This window comes from Paracholeplasma manati (assembly GCF_025742995.1).
Taxonomy (GTDB): domain Bacteria; phylum Bacillota_I; class Bacilli_A; order Acholeplasmatales; family UBA5453; genus Paracholeplasma; species Paracholeplasma manati.
Window position 1 is genome coordinate 208,389 of sequence record NZ_JAOVQM010000002.1, and the last position, 17,759, is coordinate 226,147.

The following is a 17,759-nucleotide window of genomic DNA, read 5'->3' on the forward strand; positions in this document are numbered from 1 at the left end:
GTGGTGGGTAGTTCACAGATAAGCCATTCATCAAATTGATTACGGGTATGCGGCGTGTGGGGAAGTCCACATTGATTGATTTATATATCCAAAAATTAATTGAAACAGGGGTATCCAAAGATCAAATACTGAAAATCAATCTAGAATTACCAGATTTTTTCAATATAGATAATTATCGTGATTTATCCGATTATGTTCTCTTTTGGGCGAAAGAGAAAACAGCCCCACTGTATGTATTTATCGATGAAATCGGTCGTGTTCAATCATGGGAAAAAGCCATCAATGGTTTTCATACATTGAATCGTTTCGATTTATATATCACCGGATCAAACGCCTATTTGTTATCAACGGATTTATCCACATTTTTAGCCGGTAGATATGTTGAAATACCTGTCTTACCTTTGTCATATAAAGAATTCACCCGTTTATATCCAAAATCTGATTTCAATGATTTTATTAGATTTGGTGGTATGCCATCCATATCACCATTGGGTTTAGTGTATGAAACTTCTATGACTGTGCTGAGAGATTCATTTCGATCAGCGGTTTTACAAGATGTTATAACGAGACATCAAATCAGACAAACCGTTGTTCTTGAGCGACTCATTCAGTATATTTTTACGAATACAGGCAAAACATTTTCAGCTTTATCCATTGTCAATTACTTAAAATCTCAAAGAATCGCCGTATCTGTTGACACCATTTTATCTTATCTAACGATTTTGGAGAATGCATTCTTAATCTATCGCGTTAAAAGGCATGATTTGATTGGTAAAGTCATATTAAAAACCGAAGAGAAGTACTATATCTCTGATCATGGATTCAGGGAAGCCATCGCAGGAAACAATTTTACTGTGATTGAAATGATCCTTGAAAATATCGTTCTGATTGAACTAAAAAGAAGAGGATATCAAGTCTATATCGGTAAAGTAAATGATCTAGAAATCGATTTTGTTGTCAAGAAAGATGGTCAAACTGCTTATTATCAAGTCGCCTATTTACTTATAAATGATTCGACACGATCAAGGGAATTTGATGTGTTCCAGCTTATTACTGACAATCATCCAAAATATGTATTATCGATGGATACAATCAACTTCTCAAAAGATGGTATTATCCATAAAAATATGATTGACTTTTTATTAGAGTAACGTTAAAAAACACCCCATTCATCATCGAATGGGGTGTTGTATTTAGTATGTTTTTTTCTTTCTCGCACCAATGGTGATACGGACATAATCAATTTGTAAATCCTTGAGTTCAGGGATTTGTTTGATGAATTCGAAGACATCGGTATTATTGATTTCGGTAATCTTATTGGTATCTTTGACGACTACGTGGATATGGCTATCGGCGTTGTGCATTGGGTTATCAATCGCGAGGTCATAATACTTGGTATCGTTGATGAACAGTTCAACCACGATGCGTTGTTCGATTAAAAAATCCAAGTTGTTGTAAATCGTCGATATATTCGTAAACCCTTTTTTCGCAAGCGCAGTTTGAATTTCCTTGAAGGTTAAATGGTTATTTTCAAGGACGTCAATCATCGCTTTACGGCTATTGGTGATACGAAGATTTTTTTTGCGTAACTTATTGAAATAGGTCTCACGAGAATCCATTTAATTACCTCCTACGTAGTCACTATGCGTCGTGTAGTATGCAGTAATTATCTTTTGGAGTTCATCCGTATTGTAAGATAATGTTTCATATTTCGTCTCTAAATGCTTCAATTGATAGGGCGGTAATATGTGCAGTTCTACGCATGGCTTGCGCTTTAAGTACTTATAAAGCCCTTTAGGCTTCTTAAATATAAATACCATAGGTATTATATCAACATTCGCGTTAAAAGCGAAACGAAATGCTCCTTTTTTAAATGGACGGATGTGGTCACAGTACGGTCTTAGGGACGCTTCTGGGAATACTGCGATCATATTATTGCCTGATAAACGTTCATTGAGTAGCTTTTGGTAACGGATGATCCCTTCTTTAGAATCTGGAATCGGTGCGCCACCAATGATGTGAAATAACTTACCAACGATGGGTAAGCCTAGGTTGGTTTTTAACATGGTGTAATAGATCCGTTTTGGAAAGAAGGAAGCCCCTAATAAAAAGGAATCAAATTGATGGACGTGGTTGGATACAATGACCGCCCCTTTTTTACGGTATGCTTTGAATATTTTCTTGTTTTTAATTCTAAAACGCAAGAAGATGAATCCGTAAAAATAGACAAAAACAATCTTGATTATAAACACCAAGATTTTCGATAAAATGCGTGTATGCCATTTTTGCCCAAAATAATCGAAATCCTCTGGTAAATCTACCGGTTTCGCTTCGATCGTCTTAAACGTATGCTCGTTTTCGTCTTTGGGTTTCAAGTCTTCTTTAATATCCATGACTACCCCTTAAAAAAGTGATACTTCTTATCTATTATATCATAGGTCAATGCATTCATGTGTGACTATAAATAGTCATATTGTGTGATATAATGAATTGGGTGAGGCCATGATCTTAGTATATGGTGGGGCGTTTAATCCCCCAACCAAAGCACACAAAATCATATTTGAAACACTGATGAAAACCTATCAGCCGTCGCTGTTTATTTTCATCCCGGTGGGGAAAGCCTATCCTAAGGCACAACTCGTGGACTTTCATCATCGGAAAGCGATGCTTGAACTGTTGTCTGCTAACCATCCAAACGTCCTCGTTTCTGACTTTGAACAAACGGATGCGTTTAAAGGCACCATCAGTGCACTTGACCACTTCAAATATCTTTATCAGACTGAGGTCAAATTTGTCTTGGGTTTAGACAATGTCCTCGATTTACCCAATTGGATTGAATACCCAAGATTGATGGCTGAAAACCAGTTCATCGCGATAGACCGTCAAGGTTCTGTGAGAAACTTCATTGCACAACACTATCCAGACCATCAACACCAATTTGAAACCATCGAACTCGATATCCCGATGTCATCTACCCTGTTTAGACAAGACCCTAAATCCTTTAAACACCTGATTGACGAACCGGTATACGATTATATCCAAAAGCACCATCTATACGGAGTGTGATTCTATGTATCATCAAGGCTTCCTTAAAATTGCGTTGGTTACCCCTAGTCTAGAAGTAGGGAACCCCGAATATAACGTTTCTGAAATCCTCAAAACCATTCAAACATTGGATGTTGGGGTTGCGTTATGTCCAGAATTATCGATCACAGGCTATGCTTGTGGTGATTTATTCTATCAAGACGCTCTCATCATGAACGCGAAAAGACAACTCAAACGTTTATTAGAAACCTCCACCTTTAAAGGTGTTTTGGTCGTTGGGTTACCCCTCGACATCGAAGGCGTTTTATATAACACAGCTGTGGTGATCCAAGGGCCTAAACTCTTGGGTATCATCCCTAAAAAGTACTTACCAAACACGTATGAATACTATGAAAAACGTTGGTTCAACTCTGGATTAGACATCCAAATCAAAGAGATTGAATTGTTGAATCAAGTCGTGCCATTTGGCGATTTGATTTTCGAAGATAACGATAAAAATATCCGCTTTGGTGTGGAAATTTGTCAAGACATGTGGACCAATTTCTCCCCAGGCAACGCCCTCGCTTTGAATGGCGCGAATATGATTTTGAACTTATCCGCTTCGAATGAATATCTAGACAAAGAAGCCTCAAGACGCATGGTCGTTGTTGAAAATTCACGACGTAATGCAGGGGCTTATGTGTATGTATCTTCTGGGATGATGGAATCCTCTTCGGATACCGTCTTTTCTGGACACAACATGGTCGCTGTCAATGGACAACTCCGAGATGAAAAATTCTTCAATACCCCGAAGACACAAGTCTTGTTGACCGAAGTGGATTTTGGTGAAATTCATTTTACAAGAAGACACGACACCAATTTAAAAGATGCGTTACATCGCGTCAAAATGGACATCACAAGAATCCCGGTTCATTTCGAAGATAACGACAACTTTGTTTTTTCAAAACCACTCAATGAGTTACCGTTCGTACCAAAACCAAAACAAGCCAAAAAAGCCTTTGAAGACATCAAGCGCATTCAAGTCCAAGCGCTTGCGAAAAGGTTGTTACATGTCAATATGCCAACCCTTGTGATTGGTGTTTCAGGCGGTTTAGACTCGACCTTGGCTTTACTCATCGCCCATGAAACCTATCTGTTTTTAGGGTGGGACCCTAAAGGTATTTTAGGGGTGACCATGCCTGGTTTAGGTACCTCTGATCGCACTAAAAATAATGCCGTTCAATTGATGGAAATTTTGGGGATTACCCATAGAGAAATCTCCATTGTAGAAGAAACCCACAAGCATTTTGAAATGATCAAACAAGACCAAAATCAAACCGATATTACCTATGAAAATACCCAAGCGAGAATTCGTACCATGACTTTGATGAACCTCGCTAATAAACACAACGGTATTGTTTTAGGTACCGGTGATTTATCGGAAATCGCCCTTGGTTTTATGACTTATAATGGCGACCAAATGAGCATGTATGGCATCAATGCAGGTTTACCAAAAACCTTGGTTAGATTCATGGTCGAAATGTATTCAAATGTTCATGAAAACTTGAAGGATATCTTGATGGATATTGTCTTCACCCCAGTTTCACCAGAGTTGATCAAAGACCAAAAAACCGAAGATATTTTGGGTAAATATATGATCAACGATTTCCTCCTTCACCGCTTGTTACGCTGTGGGGATGAACCCGAAAAAATGGCCTTTTTACTCAAACAAGTCTTTAAGGTCGACGATACCGAAGCGAACAAGAGAACACAGTATTTCTTGAACCGTTTTTACAACCAACAATTCAAACGTCAAGTCTTACCTGACGGTCCAAAAATTCTCGACATCACGCTCTCGCCACGAGGGGATTTTAGAATGCCGAGTGATATCAAAGTGGTGATTAAATGAAAGTGATTTTAGGTTTATCTGGTGGCGTCGACAGCAGTGTCGCTGCCATTAAATTATTGGAACAAGGCTATGAAGTCGAAGCCGTATTCATGCGAAACTGGGACTCTGCAGCCAACCAAGACGTCTATGGGAACCCCACCGTCAATGACGATATGTGTGCCCAAGAAGTCGATTATCAAGATGCGTTAAAAGTGGCCAATCAAATTGGCATTAAACTCCATAAAGTCGATTTTACCCAAGAATATTGGAATCAAGTATTTCAGTATTTTTTAGGCGAATACAACCGTGGTAGAACCCCAAATCCAGACATCTTATGCAACACGGAAATCAAATTCAAAGCGTTCTTGGATTATGCGAAAGGGTTGAAAGCCGATTACATCGCGATGGGTCATTATGCGAAAACCGAAGTGGTCGATGGTAAGGTATTGTTAAAGCGCGCTCATGACGATAACAAAGACCAAACCTACTTTTTATCACAGCTTACCGAAACTCAAATCGAACGGGCTTTATTCCCCCTTGGCGATATCGATAAACCGGAAGTGAGAGAGATTGCGAAAGCACACAACCTCGCGACTGCAGTGAAAAAAGATTCGACTGGGATTTGTTTCATTGGTGAACGTCAATTCAACCAGTTCTTAAGCAACTATCTCTATAAAAAACCAGGCAAAATGACCAAACTCGATGGGACATTTATCAAAGCCCATGATGGGTTGATGAATTACACCATCGGTCAACGTAAAGGCTTGGGCATTGGTGGTTTAAAAGATTATGATTTAGAACCTTGGTTTGTCGTCGGTAAAGATGTTTCAAACAACATCCTTTATGTCGAACAAGGCTTTCATCACCCTTATCTATATTCCAACCGTTGTATCGTCAAAGACGTAGTTTGGCGTTATGACAAAGCCTTAGAAGGTAGAACGTTCTCCGCTAAATTCAGATACCGTCAAAAAGATACAGATGTGTTTTTAAAATGGCTTGATGATACCACACTAGAAGTATCTTATCCAACCACCGTTCGTGCGGTGACCCCTGGCCAAGCATGCGCCATCTATGAAGGCGATGTCTGCGTGGCAGGTGGGTTCATCGACACGGTTTATATGAATGAAGAAAGAAGACACTATTGATGCGAAAAGCGTGGCTGCTCTTAGCCTTTTCACTCTTGGTGGGGTTAGGGATGAATTTAGCCCATCCCGTCACACCAGCCCATTTAAATACGATTGGCATTGATAAAGCCATGTTTGGTGTGATGTTCGCCAGCATGAACTTAGGTCAATTCATCTTCGCTCCTTTTTGGGGTAATTTAGGCGACCAAAAGAACCGCACTTGGGTCGCTTTTATTGGATTGGTTGGGTATGCTATATCTCAGTTTCTATTTGGGTATGTGACGAATGTCTATTTGGTCATTCTCGTTCGTTTTATGGCAGGGGTATTCGCCTGTGCGATTTTATCAAACGGATTAGCCCACATCTCAGTGAATAAAAATTTCGAGAATAACAAAGCTAAACTCATATCGTTATTCGTCGCCTTTAACGTCATGGGTGCGACCATCGGTTATTACATCGGTGGGTTTGTGGGTGATTTCTTTGTTGGTCAAGAATACGTGCTCATGTATACCCAAGGATTCTATAACCTAATCCTCGCAGGATTAACCATTACTTTCTTAAAGATGGATGAGGAAATCAAAATCGTTAAAAAACGCCAAAGTGCGATTGCACAGTTGGCACAAATTAAAAAACTATCCAAAGAGTTATTCCTTTTAATCATCATCATCGCGTTGGTTTCCATCTCACAAACCAACTTCTCAAAGTATCTGGATATGTACATTAAGGATTTACACTATAAACCATCCGTCAATGGGACTTTGGTATTTGTGACAGGGATTGTTACCCTCATCATGAGTTTCTTAGTCGTACCCCATTTGAATAAACGCTATAAAGAAACCAACACCATTTTGGTCGTGGTCATTTTACAAGCCATCTTTACGGCACTCACATTCAGCTTAAATCAAGATTTATTCCTTGTTTGGGGTTATACGTTCTTCATGGTTTATATTGCTGGTAAAGCCATCTATGAACCGACCATCGCGTCTCATTTATCGAAGTATACCGATGTATCCCCTGGGGTGCTCATGGGGTCACGTCAAAGTGCAATTTCATTGGGTGCGATCATTGGACCGTTGGTTGCAGGCATCATTTATGATGACATCGGGGTCTATTTATTCTTAATCCTGTCGGGTATTTTAGCCCTCAGTGCTGTATTGTTATTTATCTATAAAGAGCGGGTGAACATATGAGAACGTTAATCGGTAATGTCACCCACTATTTATTTAGAAACCAAGATAATGGGTATTCGATTGCGAAAGTGATCTTAGAAGATGAATCTGAAGTCATCATGACAGGCTATTTCCCTGAATTATCCAAAGAAGTGACCTACAGTTTTACTTGTGAAGAAACGACCCATCCAAAATATGGCATTCAGTATAAAGTCATCCAATTCGATAAAGCGGATGTGCAAAACAAAGAAGGCTTAATCGCATATCTTTCCTCTGATTTATTTACGGGGATTGGTCCGGTTAAAGCCCGTAAAATGGTCGAGTTATTTGGCGACCAAACCATCAAAAAGATTTTAGATGACAAATTGATTCTCATGCAAGTGGGTTTAAACCGTCTTCAAATCGAACGTTTTTATCAACAGCTGTATGACAACCAAGTGATAGAATCGACTTTAGTGAAGTTGTATGGCTATGGCTTATCTTCAAAGATGGCGATGAAACTATTCAACAAATACAAAGATGAAACCCTATCGGTTTTACAAAAGAACCCATACAAGTTGATTGAAGACATCGATGGCATTGGCTTTCAAAAAGCAGACGCCATCGCAGCCTTATTTTCCATTGAAAAAGACGATCCTAGACGCATTCAAGCAGCCATCCTGTATGGGATTAAAACATTCTCTTTTTCAAAAGGGGATACCTTCTTGTATGAAAACCAATTGGACTATATTTACCAAACCTTTTTACCAGATATTGACAACCGTAAAATCGATGTGGGACTCGAACAATTAATCGCACAAAATCATGTTTTACACAACGAAAACAAGTATTTCTTAAAACAAATCTTTGATACAGAACTATCGGTTTCTAACCACATCAAGCGATTGATGGTAGACAGAGAAGACCGTTCGAATGAAATTCATAACCTCATTGAACGCGCACAATTTGATTTGGGTATCGAATATACCGAAAAACAAAAAGCCGCGATTTTGTCGGCATTAGGATCATCCATTTCTGTCATTACTGGGGGTCCTGGTACAGGGAAAACCACCGTTATTTCAGGGATTTTATATGTGTATTCTAGACTCCATCAAATTGATTTGACCAAAGAGTCCGCCAGTGAAGATATCTTGTTGGTCGCTCCAACGGGGCGTGCATCTAGGCGGATGCAAGCTGTGATGAATGTCAAAGCGATGACCATTCACCGTGCATTGGGTTATAACTATGATGGCGTATTTTACTACAACGATAACATCCAACTCCCACAAGATTTAATCGTCATCGACGAAGCCTCGATGATCGATATTTTCCTCGCTGAAAATCTATTTAAATCCATCCCAGCACACACCCAAGTTATCATTGTTGGTGATGAAGACCAGTTGCCATCGGTTGGACCTGGCTATGTATTAGGCGATATTATCGCATCCAATCAAGTACCAGTGATTCGACTCAAAGAAATCCACCGTCAAGCTAAAAATTCAAACATCATTTCACTGGCTCAAGCGGTCAATGAACAACGGGTAGAAGATACCGATTTTGATTCAAAAGAAGACATCAAATTCATGAATTTAGAGTCGAGTAAAATCATCGATACCATTCGCTATACCGTGAAGGCAGCACTCGATTTGGGTTATGATCTTTACGAGGATATCCAAGTCTTAATCCCGATGTATAAAGGGCCTTTAGGTATTGACGCCGTCAATAAAGTTTTACAAGAATCTCTCATGGATTTTAAGAAAACCATCACCTATGGTGAAAAAGTCTTCACGATTGGTGATAAAGTCATTCAACTCGCCAATTCACCGGAAAAAGGCATCATGAATGGGGACATTGGGATCATTAAAGACATTTCAAAATCCAAAGACAATGAAGACATCATTTATATCTCATTCGATGACCATGTGATACCTTTCCAAAAAGGGGATTTAGAAGACCTAAATCACGCTTACGCGATTTCCATACATAAATCTCAAGGTAGTGAATATAAAGTCGTGATCATGCCTCTAGTACGTGCGTACATGCGTCTGTTAAGAAAAGAGCTGCTTTATACCGGTATCACGAGAACCAAAACCCATCTATCTCTACTAGGGGATTTAAGTCTCATTGAACAAGCGTCTAAAGTATTGAATGAAAAACGACAAACCCGTTTAGCCCATTACTTGAATGAATCGATTGAATCGGTTGAAGTAGAACTGTCACCTTATGATTTTTTAGAATAATCAGCAAAAACACCCATTCAAACGGGTGTTTTTTTAGTCTTAAATGCACATTACACATGTATTACAAAAAAATTAATAGTTTGTGATGCAAAGTATTTTTTTAAAAATAAGTATCATTGTATAATTTCGAGTAATGGTGAATATATCTAAAGATATCACCGGACGGGAGAAATGAACATGATAAAAAAAGTGTTCGGTTTGTTTGTCGCATTGAGCTTTGTTCTGATTTTGGCTGCCTGTGCTGAGCCATCAGCCATTCAAAAATCCTTTGAAGAACAAGCATTGGATTACAACATTCACTTAAAAGCTTTGATTCAATCAGGGTATTTAAGTACTGTGGACAGTTATCACCCATATACTATTCAAATAGAAAATGAAACAGAACCAAAAACGTACCAAGCAAGAAGACTCGTTTTTGCTTACACAGATGAACAGTATAATGACCTGTTTTTAGAACTAGGTATTAAAGAAAGGGACTTTTATTGTATCGCGGATTTTGATGCTTTCATGAAAAACACTATTTTGGATTCTGAAATCGATCAAAAATCCTTCCCTTTGAATTATCTTGGTATCGTAGATACACCTGCTCAAATTACGAATGTTCCAACCCTACATGGGGATTATTTCACTGTAGCGAGATATTCGGTTAATTATAATAGAAAGTTTAGCAGTGGCTCAATTTATGCCAACTTAGATATTTCTGATTTTTTAGATGAAAATGGTCTATTTACTCAAGATATGTATTTGGAACATATTTATGAAAAGTATACCATCGAGGAACTTGAGGAACTGCTTATTGAAAGAGCTGAAAGAACCATTAGTCTTATCGACCTCGTTAAATATAAATTCGGATATTATTATGTGCCAAGTGAAATATTCTGGCCAAGTGGTATTGAACTACCCGAAGCAGGTCCTAAGTGCAGTGTTTCTAAGTTGATTGAAGTCGAAAACAAGACCTCTGCTTTTTATGGGTTAGTTACTGGTGCATCCACGTTAACTGACCTTGCTGGAACCGAAAACTATACCACGTTCGCCCCATCTAACGATGAGTTAAAAGCCATTTTGGACAATAAGAATGGTCGTTTCACTAAAGATGAAGCAACCAGAGATAAAGAAGAATTCCTCCAAAATCATACCGTTCTCGGTAGTTACAGTTTCGCTGATTTACGAGATATGGCCCCTTATACATTAGAATCCTTATCGGGTAATAATCTCTATGTGGTTTCGGATGGTACGAGGGTATTTATCAATGGGTATGAGATTAAAGAGTCTGACATGGCGGCTACCAACGGATTTGTCCATGAATTGGATGGCGTTTTATATAGACCAGTGAGGTCCACAGATAAAAACTTAGTGGAAGTACTTGAAGCGAGTGATGAATTCTCTGTGTTATCCAGTCATTTATCCACGCTCAATTTAAGTCCGACATTGACAGAAGGTGATTACACAGTCATCGCGCCATCGAAAACCAGTTATGAAGCTTGGTTATCGTTAAGAGAATTGTCGATTGACAGTACTGCTGACCATGAGTTAATCACCAACACGTTATTATCACATGTGATACCAGGGTCGTACTCAGTGGATCAGCTCCTCAATATGACAAAATCATCACCAATATTATTTGAAACCTTGGCTGAGGGGGGAATGATCGAAATATCTCAAGACGCCTCCAAAGTACTCTATGCCAATGGTGTACCATTCTTATCAGACAGTTTATCCGCTTCTAATGGGTATGTTCATTCGATTGATAGCGTACTCGAACCAGAAGTATTATTAGACTTGTTCGAATTAATCACATCCTTAGAAGACTTATCGAGATTTGATGAATTACTCGATATTCTTGCACAAAATGCGATTTTCTTACCAGTCGATGATTATACATTATTCGCACCAACCAATGATGCGATATTGGATTGGATGATTGAAACCAACATCGATATTTATAGTCCGAATGCAGTCGATACAGTCTACGCATTCGTTCAGTCACACATGGCATCCGGTATTAATAGCCGTGCACAACTATCCAGTTTAAGTGCGAACGGTCCTACCGATGTGCCATCATTATTACCAAACGTCTCGATTACCATTTCACAAGACACTGAAGGCAATCTATACGCCAATGGTGTGATGGTTGTGAACTCTTATGAAGCGTTGAATGGTGTCATTCATACCGTGAATACCGTCTTATTACCAGACGAACCCAATACCCTATTATCGGTATTAACCGATTTAGGTCAGTTTTCAATCTTCCTTCAATTGATGGAGGGAGCTGGTTTACAAAGTTACTTAACAACGGTTGAAGGCACCTATACGGTATTCGCACCAACCAACCCTGCGTTTGAAGCGTTAATGGCTGAACTTCAAATCGATGTGGCCGGCTTAAGTGCATTACCAGGGTTAGAGGGTATTCTTCAGTATCATATCGTTGAAGGTACTTTAACAAGAACTGACTTGAACACCCGTTTTGATAATGACAACACCTTGCTTACAACCTTATTAATGAATCGTGACCTGTTGTTATCTAAAAACTTAGATGATCAACTCACGGTGAATGACATCGTATTGTTGCCAAACGATGGTCCTGCAGACAATGGGTATGTATTTGGTATCGGTGCTGTATTGATGCCTGAACCATCTGAAGAAGAACCTGTCATGGGCAATATCATCGATGTCCTCAATGAAGGTGGCGTCTTTACCACTTTAGTTGCAGCCCTTGAAACCACAGGTCTTGACCTCTTGTTGGTGGGTACTGAACCGTACACAGTATTCGCACCACTCGATGGGTATTTCATGGTCAAAATGATTCAAGATGAAATCACCTTAGAAACCTTACTGGCTGACCCAGGTCTATTGGAATTTTTAAGATCCCATATCGTTTTGGGTTCATGGGATGCTGATAGTCTGAAGGCTTTAGTACTCAGTGGCCAAAATATCATATCGACATTGAATGGGAACTTACTAACGATTTCTGAAACCGATGGTTACTTATTCATCAATGGTAAAGACATCATCGTACCGAATATGCTCGCGACCAATGGTGTGGTTCACTCCATGGCGGGATTCTTAGTGGATTTATAGTAAATAAAAGTCTAAACTCAAAATATTGGGTTTAGACTTTTTTCTTTATATTTTCTTAACTTTTAAACGTTGAAAGTTTTCAATCAATCGCTTGGTTTCTTCAGTGGTTAACACACGGCCATATGAAATGATGACATTGTCCACAATTAAACCTGGGGTTCTAAGTAAACCCGATTGAGCGATAGACTTCATGTCAGTAACATAAAGCACTTGTGCATCCAACCCCATTTCAGAAACCGCTCTTACGACGTTTTCGTGAAGCTTCTTACAATTTACACAACCTGAACCTAATACCTTGATTTCCATGTTTAAATCCTCCTAAATGAATAAATAGCCAAATGCGTTAAACAAATAACCGACCAACAATATACCCACAGTAACAATCCCTACAAACGTCACGAGTAATTTGGTTTTTACCACTTTTTTCAACATCACGATGGATGGTAATGATAAAGCGGTGACCGCCATCATAAACGATAAAACCGTGCCTAACCCAACGCCTTTTAAGATCAAAGCCTCGGCGATTGGTAGTGTACCAAAGATATCGGCGTACATTGGGATCCCAACAAGGGTAGCGAGAACCACAGAGAATGGGTTATCTTGACCCAACACCATCTCAATCAAAGCTTGTGGGATATAACCGTGAATGATCGCGCCGATACCGACGCCAATCAAAACATATAACCAAACTTTATGAATCACTTCTTTGACTTGTGCAATCCCGTAGTTCACACGGTCTTTTTTCGTCATTTCCATCGGTTCACCCAAATCGGTCATCATCATTGGACTGGGTTCTTTAACGAAATCTTCCACGTATTGATCCATTTTGAAGAGACTGATCAAAGTACCACCGATGATCGCGATGATTAAGCCAGTCACGACATAGGCTAAAGCGACCCACCCATTGAAGATGGTTGCGAGAAGTAGAATCGAAGCGAGGTCAACCAGTGGCGATGAAATTAGGAATGAAAAGGTGACCCCAATTGGTAAACCCGCTTTGGTGAACCCAATAAAAATCGGAATGGATGAACAAGAACAAAATGGGGTAACAGTACCTAATAACGCACCAATCGTATTCGCCCATATACCCTTAAATTTGCCTAAGATAGCTTGTGTTTTCTCAGGTGTGAAATACGACTGGATATAACTCGATATAAAGATTAAAATCGATAATAGAATAAAAATCTTAATCACATCATAGAAGAAGAACACCAACCCATGAAACAGTGGTGAATCTGCTTCTACGCCAAGTGATTGAAATAACCATTCGAAAAACTGACTTAACCAAGTCATTTTCAGAAACATGTCTGAAAACCAAGACCATATATTCATATAAAAATCCTCACATAGATAATCATCTATACATCATTATATAACAAAAAAAGGCGTTTTGTATACGCCTTTTTGGTTTATTCTAATTGATTTGAAACATGTGCTGCTAAGAAAGAACCTAAGAGTGGGAACAAAATGAATACCCATACTTGTTCTAAAGCAACCCCACCTTGGAATAATGCAGGGGATAAACTTCTCGCTGGGTTGACACCAACACCGGTTAAGTCAAAACCAAATAAAATAATCGCGATTAAGGATAAACCGATGACCAATCCCGCAAATGGTTGTGTCTTCTCGGATTTGGTAACCCCTAAGATGACCAACATGAAGAAGAAGGTCAATAGCAGTTCAACCAAACCACCAAATAACAATTCTACGAAACCATCTTGTGGTAGTGCTGCCGATACGGTATTCGCGCCGAGTGCAGCGTTAGAACCTAAGAATACAACCAATAGCCCTGAAGCGAGGACTGCACCTAAAACTTGACCGAGTACGTAAACCCCAAGTTCTAGCGCGGATAATTTTTTCTTTAAGAACATCGTGAATGTGACGGCTGGATTGAAATGACCACCAGACATATGACCCACTGCGAACGCCATTAAAACCACGGTTAAACCGAAAGTTAAGGCTGTTAACAAGCGATCACCACCAGACATCACTGCGACGCCTGTACCAAACAACACGAGTACGAATGTACCCAAAAATTCTGCTAAACCTTTTTTAAAATTAATAGACATGATGATGTACCTCCATCGATTATTGTATCACTTGAGGTATCATAGGTGAAGTGAAGTGACTTCACAAATGGCGGGTATTGTAAAAATAGAATATATTTTCTATAATAAAGATAGATTTGGAGATGAGAAGATGTTGATTTAGTCTATGCATTACCGTATAACACCTTTTTTTGTGTTACAGGTAAGGGTAGACGCTACAATCAACCTCTTTTTTTGCGTTATCCTTACAAATAAAAGTGATAAGGAGAAAACAATATATGATCACATTTAAATTCTATGAAGACAACGATTTTTACACATTAGAACAATTCATCCTCAATAGCTATAACTACGACGTACCAGCTTGGGGATTATCCAGACATGAATTCTGTCGAGCATTACACCCGGATTTTAAACATGCCCACAAAGCGTGGACCGAATCCATGGGCGTATTTTTAGAGGATGGCAACATCATTTCAGCCGTCATTTCTGAAGGTTGTTACGATGGAGATGCCTTCTTTCTATTCGATTCAAAAGCACGTGGTGAAGACGTTAACCTGCTCAAACGCATGATCAAATTCGCAATCACCCATTTGTACGCCATCGAATCCGATGACATTCAAAGAACCCTTCATTTATATGTACCTAATTGGCATACCACACTGAAAGACTTGGTGCTTACCATGGGCTTTACAAAAGAAGATTATGAAGAAACCTCGATGCACATCGACATTAAAGAACAACCATTTGAAGTGAAACTACCTGAAGGGTATCACTTCAACACAACCCCTGTACCCGCCTTCTATTTATCCAATACCCATCGTCACGCGTTTGGGTATGGTTTACCACACGCTGAACAGGGGTCCACGGCTTTTTCAAAACTACGTACGATGAAGCATTATGACCCATCCTTAGAAGTGGTGGTGTTAGATCCTGAAGATAGACCTGTCGCTTTTGGTATCGGTTGGGTAGATGAAACGATGCCATACGCGGAACTTGAACCATTGGCTGTGGTTTGGTGGGAACGCCGTAAAGGCTTTGGTAAAGCGGTGATTTATGAATTATGTAACCGAATCAAAGCCAAATACCCACACGTTTCAAGCATGACTGGTGGCGATCAACCATTTTATAAAGCCATTGGGTTTTATCCAAAATCCAAAACCCCAAGGTATCAATTTCAAATGAAAATCTATAAGTCTTGGGATGAACGTTCTAAAAACGAACAATATCGATTTTAATGAAAAAACAGGTAAGGCAATTAAACCGCCCTACCTGTTTTATTTAAATAGTTTTTTCATGGGGTTGATATAACCACCCGAAACATTCGATATTTCATTAGAAACAATCATCGCTTTCGGATGAATCAATTTAATGCCTTGAACGACTTTTGAAGCGTCTCTACGGTTCGCATAGATCATGAGTACGGATTTTTCATCGTCTTTACCCATCGCTTCTAATGAAGTCACACCAAAGCCAGCTTCACGTAAGTGGGCACAAATATCGGTTGCGAGTGCTTTCGATGTAATGGTTTGAATGAGGACTTTCCCAAACGCGAGTTTTTGTTCGATGAGTGATCCAACATAAACCCCAGCTGCGAAACCAAAACTATAAGCCACACCTTTCATAGGGGACTCTGTGATGCCATTGATGACAGAACTTGCGATAAAGACCCACAGGAAGATTTCAACAATCGCTAAAGACGTACCGATTTTACGATACCCTTTCGAGATTAAAATGATTCTCATGGTTCCAATCGAGACTTCTACAATCTTCGCTAAAAAGATAAATAATAATTCATAAAACGGGGTTACCGTTAAGATTTCAAGGATGTTTTGCCACATACAATCACCACCTCAATCATTCTATCATATCTGTGCTAAAAATGTACTTAAAAAGTGTGTTATGAAACCACTTTTTTAAGGGCTAAAATCTCATCTTCAGTCAGGGGTCTAAAGGTGCCTTTTTTGAGGTTTTCATCCAGTTTAATTGGACCAAATGAAACCCGTTTTAAATACGTTACAGTCATATCTAATACCATGAACATGCGTTTGACTTGATGGTATTTTCCCTCTTTGATGGTCAATAAAGCGGTATGTTCTGACAACAGTTCAATGTGGCTTGGCATACAAAGATAACCATCTTCTAAAGTGACACCCGTTTCAAATAAAGACGTATAAATGGCTTTATAATCACCACTAAATTCAACGTAATAGGTTTTATCGACATGATATCTTGGCGATAATAATTGATGGGCTAGTAAACCATCATTGGTGATGATGAGTAACCCTTCTGTATCCAAATCCAATCGCCCCACTGGGAAGGTTTGAAGATGGTCATACCCATGGATTAAATCTTTAGTCGTTTTATGCATGGGGTCGTAATTCGATGAAATCACACCTGCTGGTTTATGTAACATCAAATAGACGTGTTTGGTATAATTAGAAACCGCACCAGCGACGATGATTTCATCATTGGTTTCATCGATTTTTTGATCGTCTTTTTTAATGACCACCCCATTGACTTCAACCAACCCTTTGGAGATGATTCTTTTAACTTCACTGCGTGTACCATAGCCTGCATGGGCTAAGTATTTATCTAGTCTCATCATAATGTTTTGTACCTCTGGTAGATTCGATAAGCTACCCCTAATGGGTTTAATAAAGATTCATCGATGGGTAGTAAGTACCAGTTTACATCATCGACTTCCGATGACAACTTGAAGGGTGCTTTCTTGACTTTGGATATATAACACAAGAAGAGGGTATCTAAACGCTCATGATAAAACGATTCTAGGTAGGTCAGTTCATCAACTGTTTGACCAATCTCTTCGTAAACTTCCCGTTTCACCGTGTTTTCTGCCGATTCACCTGGTTTATAATAACCGGCAACAAAAACCAAGTGTTGTTTTGAAACATAGTCTTGTTTAAGTAAAGCGACTTCGTTATATTCATTGATCACCATGGTGAGGATGCATACAGGACTATGTTCAAAAATGGGCTTGTGACAGCCTTCACAAAAGGGGACTAAGCCTTCATCGCCAATTTCTTTGGTATGGAGTAATTGACCACAATGTGGACAGTAAATAGATTTCATAGGTTAACCTCGCGATTCTATTGTATCAAAGTTTGTGTCCTATTTTATAAAAATAGATGTCTTGTGGTGAAAAACCGATAATTTATTGTAAAAATATTAAATTTCCCTTATAATGA

Annotated in this window: 16 protein-coding genes; 8 read left to right on the forward strand and 8 right to left on the reverse strand. The window is 39.1% G+C overall.

The genetic code is table 11. From position 1 onward, the window contains the following. Positions 1-35 precede the first annotated feature (35 nt). Entirely contained in the window at positions 36-1,151 is a 1,116-nt protein-coding gene (locus N7548_RS03095; RefSeq protein ID WP_263607961.1) for an ATP-binding protein, read from the forward strand. A 42-nt stretch (positions 1,152-1,193) separates the two neighbouring features. Here the strand turns inward: N7548_RS03095 and N7548_RS03100 are convergent, their stop codons facing one another. Then, positions 1,194-1,619: a Fur family transcriptional regulator gene (locus tag N7548_RS03100; protein WP_263607962.1), complete on the reverse strand. Its 426-nt coding sequence runs from the start codon at positions 1,617-1,619 to the stop codon at positions 1,194-1,196. Continuing rightward, positions 1,620-2,393 carry a lysophospholipid acyltransferase family protein gene (locus N7548_RS03105; RefSeq protein ID WP_263607963.1) on the reverse strand — a complete coding sequence of 258 codons (774 nt, stop codon included), beginning with the start codon at positions 2,391-2,393 and terminating at the stop codon, positions 1,620-1,622. Between the two features lie 109 nt (positions 2,394-2,502). Here N7548_RS03105 and N7548_RS03110 point away from each other — a divergent pair, with 109 nt between their 5' ends. From N7548_RS03110 to N7548_RS03135, 6 genes are all read left to right on the forward strand, one after another. After that, positions 2,503-3,066: a nicotinate-nicotinamide nucleotide adenylyltransferase gene (locus N7548_RS03110; RefSeq protein ID WP_263607964.1), complete on the forward strand. Its 564-nt coding sequence runs from the start codon at positions 2,503-2,505 to the stop codon at positions 3,064-3,066. A 4-nt stretch (positions 3,067-3,070) separates the two neighbouring features. Next, positions 3,071-4,933 carry an NAD(+) synthase gene (locus tag N7548_RS03115; RefSeq protein ID WP_263607965.1) on the forward strand — a complete coding sequence of 621 codons (1,863 nt, stop codon included), beginning with the start codon at positions 3,071-3,073 and terminating at the stop codon, positions 4,931-4,933. Next, positions 4,930-6,057: a tRNA 2-thiouridine(34) synthase MnmA gene (gene mnmA / locus N7548_RS03120; protein WP_263607966.1), complete on the forward strand. Its 1,128-nt coding sequence runs from the start codon at positions 4,930-4,932 to the stop codon at positions 6,055-6,057. The genes N7548_RS03115 and mnmA overlap by 4 nt, the downstream gene beginning before the upstream one ends. Beyond that, positions 6,057-7,226 (forward strand): MFS transporter, encoded by a 1,170-nt coding sequence (locus N7548_RS03125; RefSeq protein WP_263607967.1) that lies wholly within the window; start codon positions 6,057-6,059, stop codon positions 7,224-7,226. The genes mnmA and N7548_RS03125 overlap by 1 nt, the downstream gene beginning before the upstream one ends. Next, on the forward strand, positions 7,223-9,424 hold the full coding sequence (gene recD2 / locus N7548_RS03130; protein WP_263607968.1) for an SF1B family DNA helicase RecD2: 2,202 nt from the start codon (positions 7,223-7,225) through the stop codon (positions 9,422-9,424). Before N7548_RS03125 ends, recD2 begins: the two co-directional genes overlap by 4 nt. Before the next feature lie 177 nt (positions 9,425-9,601). Further along, positions 9,602-12,502 (forward strand): fasciclin domain-containing protein, encoded by a 2,901-nt coding sequence (locus tag N7548_RS03135; RefSeq protein ID WP_263607969.1) that lies wholly within the window; start codon positions 9,602-9,604, stop codon positions 12,500-12,502. A 45-nt stretch (positions 12,503-12,547) separates the two neighbouring features. On the opposite strand, the gene N7548_RS03140 is transcribed toward N7548_RS03135, so the two are convergent. The 3 genes from N7548_RS03140 to N7548_RS03150 form a co-directional block, all read right to left on the reverse strand. Further along, complete coding sequence (locus tag N7548_RS03140; protein ID WP_263607970.1) at positions 12,548-12,808, reverse strand: thioredoxin family protein; 261 nt, start codon at positions 12,806-12,808, stop codon at positions 12,548-12,550. A 12-nt stretch (positions 12,809-12,820) separates the two neighbouring features. Beyond that, the gene (locus tag N7548_RS03145) at positions 12,821-13,834 is read right to left on the reverse strand and encodes a permease (RefSeq protein WP_263607971.1); all 1,014 of its coding nucleotides are present in this window, start codon (positions 13,832-13,834) and stop codon (positions 12,821-12,823) included. A gap of 77 nt (positions 13,835-13,911) precedes the next feature. Further along, the gene (locus N7548_RS03150) at positions 13,912-14,571 is read right to left on the reverse strand and encodes an MIP/aquaporin family protein (protein ID WP_263607972.1); all 660 of its coding nucleotides are present in this window, start codon (positions 14,569-14,571) and stop codon (positions 13,912-13,914) included. 257 nt (positions 14,572-14,828) lie between these two features. Here N7548_RS03150 and N7548_RS03155 point away from each other — a divergent pair, with 257 nt between their 5' ends. Beyond that, the gene (locus N7548_RS03155) at positions 14,829-15,788 is read left to right on the forward strand and encodes a GNAT family N-acetyltransferase (RefSeq protein ID WP_263607973.1); all 960 of its coding nucleotides are present in this window, start codon (positions 14,829-14,831) and stop codon (positions 15,786-15,788) included. 39 nt (positions 15,789-15,827) lie between these two features. Here N7548_RS03155 and N7548_RS03160 read toward each other — a convergent pair whose 3' ends face one another. The 3 genes from N7548_RS03160 to N7548_RS03170 are packed head-to-tail and all read right to left on the reverse strand — an operon-like array spanning position 15,828 to position 17,643. Further along, positions 15,828-16,391, reverse strand: coding sequence for a DUF2179 domain-containing protein (locus N7548_RS03160; RefSeq protein ID WP_263607974.1), 564 nt, complete (start codon positions 16,389-16,391; stop codon positions 15,828-15,830). Between the two features lie 59 nt (positions 16,392-16,450). Beyond that, a complete protein-coding gene (locus tag N7548_RS03165) occupies positions 16,451-17,155 on the reverse strand; it encodes a pseudouridine synthase (RefSeq protein WP_373425171.1) in 705 nt (234 codons plus the stop codon). Then, positions 17,155-17,643 (reverse strand): NUDIX domain-containing protein, encoded by a 489-nt coding sequence (locus tag N7548_RS03170; protein WP_263607976.1) that lies wholly within the window; start codon positions 17,641-17,643, stop codon positions 17,155-17,157. The genes N7548_RS03165 and N7548_RS03170 overlap by 1 nt, the downstream gene beginning before the upstream one ends. Positions 17,644-17,759: the final 116 nt, after the last annotated feature.

Bases quoted from the DNA above. Each gene is read 5' to 3' on its own strand.
- N7548_RS03160 (WP_263607974.1), bottom strand. From the start codon at position 16,391: ATGTGGCAAAACATCCTTGAAATCTTAACGGTAACCCCGTTTTATGAA.
- N7548_RS03155 (WP_263607973.1), top strand. From the start codon at position 14,829: ATGATCACATTTAAATTCTATGAAGACAACGATTTTTACACATTAGAA.
- N7548_RS03100 (WP_263607962.1), bottom strand. From the start codon at position 1,619: ATGGATTCTCGTGAGACCTATTTCAATAAGTTACGCAAAAAAAATCTT.
- mnmA (WP_263607966.1), top strand. From the start codon at position 4,930: ATGAAAGTGATTTTAGGTTTATCTGGTGGCGTCGACAGCAGTGTCGCT.
- N7548_RS03165 (WP_373425171.1), bottom strand. From the start codon at position 17,155: ATGAGACTAGATAAATACTTAGCCCATGCAGGCTATGGTACACGCAGT.
- N7548_RS03105 (WP_263607963.1), bottom strand. From the start codon at position 2,393: ATGGATATTAAAGAAGACTTGAAACCCAAAGACGAAAACGAGCATACG.
- N7548_RS03150 (WP_263607972.1), bottom strand. From the start codon at position 14,571: ATGTCTATTAATTTTAAAAAAGGTTTAGCAGAATTTTTGGGTACATTC.
- recD2 (WP_263607968.1), top strand. From the start codon at position 7,223: ATGAGAACGTTAATCGGTAATGTCACCCACTATTTATTTAGAAACCAA.
- N7548_RS03140 (WP_263607970.1), bottom strand. From the start codon at position 12,808: ATGGAAATCAAGGTATTAGGTTCAGGTTGTGTAAATTGTAAGAAGCTT.
- N7548_RS03110 (WP_263607964.1), top strand. From the start codon at position 2,503: ATGATCTTAGTATATGGTGGGGCGTTTAATCCCCCAACCAAAGCACAC.
- N7548_RS03115 (WP_263607965.1), top strand. From the start codon at position 3,071: ATGTATCATCAAGGCTTCCTTAAAATTGCGTTGGTTACCCCTAGTCTA.
- N7548_RS03125 (WP_263607967.1), top strand. From the start codon at position 6,057: ATGCGAAAAGCGTGGCTGCTCTTAGCCTTTTCACTCTTGGTGGGGTTA.
- N7548_RS03135 (WP_263607969.1), top strand. From the start codon at position 9,602: ATGATAAAAAAAGTGTTCGGTTTGTTTGTCGCATTGAGCTTTGTTCTG.
- N7548_RS03170 (WP_263607976.1), bottom strand. From the start codon at position 17,643: ATGAAATCTATTTACTGTCCACATTGTGGTCAATTACTCCATACCAAA.
- N7548_RS03145 (WP_263607971.1), bottom strand. From the start codon at position 13,834: ATGAATATATGGTCTTGGTTTTCAGACATGTTTCTGAAAATGACTTGG.